The 2,188-nt window shown below is 57.4% G+C and carries 2 protein-coding genes; one reads left to right on the plus strand and one right to left on the minus strand.

The features are described 5' to 3' along the window. Positions 1-922 (plus strand): UDP-glucose/GDP-mannose dehydrogenase family protein (locus L0H65_RS18795; RefSeq protein ID WP_301460724.1); only part of this gene is annotated, 922 nt, incomplete at its 5' end. Between the two features lie 4 nt (positions 923-926). Here L0H65_RS18795 and glf read toward each other — a convergent pair. After that, on the minus strand, positions 927-2,072 hold the full coding sequence (gene glf / locus L0H65_RS18800; protein ID WP_301460725.1) for a UDP-galactopyranose mutase: 1,146 nt from the start codon (positions 2,070-2,072) through the stop codon (positions 927-929). Positions 2,073-2,188 lie beyond the last annotated feature (116 nt).

Here is a 2,188-nt window from a genome sequence, read left to right on the forward strand (position 1 = left end):
AAAGGCCAATCCGGCGTTCGAATTTGATGTGGCCTCCAACCCCGAATTTCTGCGTGAGGGTGCGGCGATTGATGATTTCATGAAGCCGGACCGCGTGGTCGTGGGCGTGCAAACCGACCGTGCAGCACAGGTGATGGCCGATATCTACCGGCCGCTTTACTTGCGCGATTTTCCAATTGTCGTCACCGATCTGGAAAGCGCCGAGATGATCAAATACGCCGCCAACGCATTTTTGGCAGCCAAGATCACTTTTATCAATGAAATCGCGGCACTTTGCGAAAAAGTGGGCGCCGATATCAAACAGGTGTCGAAGGGCATGGGTATGGACGGGCGCATCGGCAACAAATTCCTGCACGCCGGCCCCGGTTACGGCGGTTCCTGCTTTCCCAAAGATACCCGCGCTTTGGCACGGATGGGGCAAGATCATGCGGTGCCGATGCAAATCACGGAAACCGTGATCAAGGTGAATGATGAGATCAAGCGCCGGATGATCGACAAGTTGCTGGATCTGTGTGATGGCAGTTTCAACGGCAAGACCATCACCGTACTGGGCGTAACCTTCAAGCCCAACACCGATGACATGCGTGACGCCCCCAGCCTGACGATCATCCCCGCTTTGGTGGGGGGCGGCGCGCGGGTTCGGGCAGTGGACCCTCAGGGCCGACATGAAGGTGAGGCTCTGCTACCCGGTGTGACTTGGGCCGACGATCCGTATAAGGCCGCAAATAATGCTGATTTACTGGTGATCCTGACCGAATGGAATGAGTTTCGCGCGCTGGATCTCAAGCGCCTTGCCCGCAAGATGGAAACACCGCGACTGGCCGATCTGCGCAATATCTATTCCGCGCAGGACGCGCGGCGCGCAGGGTTCACCGCCTATGACAGCATTGGCCGCAAGTTTTCGGGGCCGGAAGAATACTAAGCCCTTAAAGCGGGTTCACCGCAAAAACCGGCGGGGTTTGCCCTGCGGCAAGGGCGGCGCTGAACGTCTCAACGGTATCCAGCGCCTCGCGGATGGTCACATCCATATCAAGGTAACGATAGGTGCCCAACCGCCCGACAAAGGTGACGCCGCCCGTCGCTTTGGCCAAGGTGATATAATCACTCAGCAGGGCTTTTTCCTGTACCAGACGGATCGGGTAATAAGGAATATCCCCCTCGTCGCAGGCGCGGGCATATTCGTGATAGCAGACCGTGCCTTCATGCACCTCCCAAGGCGAGAAATGCTTGTGTTCGGTGATCCGGGTCCATGGGACATCCGTGTCGCCGTAGTTCATTACGGCACAGCCCTGCACATCGCCGTGGCCCACGCTGCGCTTGAAATCCAGCGTCCGGTAGCCAAGCCGACCAAGGCGGTTGCCAAAATAACCATCCAACGCCCCGCTCCAGAAGACATGATCGTGACGTGCTGCCAGATCGGGGGTGAAGGCTGTGTTCAGATGCACGTCAATGGCCGGATGGTCCAGGATGCGGGCAACCAGCGGGGTATAGCCATCCTCCGGCATCCCCTGAAACTTATGGGCGAAGTAGTTGTCGTCGTAATTGAACCGCACCGGCAGGCGTTTCAAGATCGAGGCGGGAAGCTCACGCGGCGAACAGCCCCATTGCTTCATCGTATAGCCTTTGAAAAACGCCTCATAGAGATCGGGGCCGACAAAGCGCAATGCCTGTTCCTCAAACGTCTGGGGGTCGGTGATGGTTTTATCGGCCTGCGCGTCGATGAAGGCGCGGGCCTCATCTGGTGTCATGGTGCGGCCGTAGAACTGGTTGATGGTGTGCAGGTTGATCGGCAGGGAGAACACAGCACCCTGCGCCGTGGTTTTGACCCGGTTCAGGTAGGGTTTGAAGGAGGAAAACCGCTGCACATAATTCCAAACCTGCGCATCATCGGTGTGGAATATATGCGGCCCATAAACATGCACCAGAACGCCGGTTTCTGCATCCCGCTCGGTGTGGCAATTACCTGCAATATGGCCGCGTTGATCAATAACCGTGATCTGATGCCCGGCAACGGCCAATTCCCGCGCCAGAACCGCACCTGACAGACCAGCCCCCACCATCAAAAGTTTCATCGCACCGATGCCCCGCCGCCGCTTGAATATCCGGCGTGTCTTGTCAAACGCACGGGACAAAGGCAACCGCCGCCATCAGCCAAAGATGAAATCATCCGCCGATATTTGCGATAGAT

The organism is Pseudorhodobacter sp. (assembly GCF_030452865.1).
Taxonomy (GTDB): domain Bacteria; phylum Pseudomonadota; class Alphaproteobacteria; order Rhodobacterales; family Rhodobacteraceae; genus Pseudorhodobacter.

What these genes read in the sequence shown, in the direction of transcription:
- glf (WP_301460725.1), bottom strand. Translation starts at nt 2,072, where the DNA reads ATGAAACTTTTGATGGTGGGGGCTGGTCTGTCAGGTGCGGTTCTGGCG.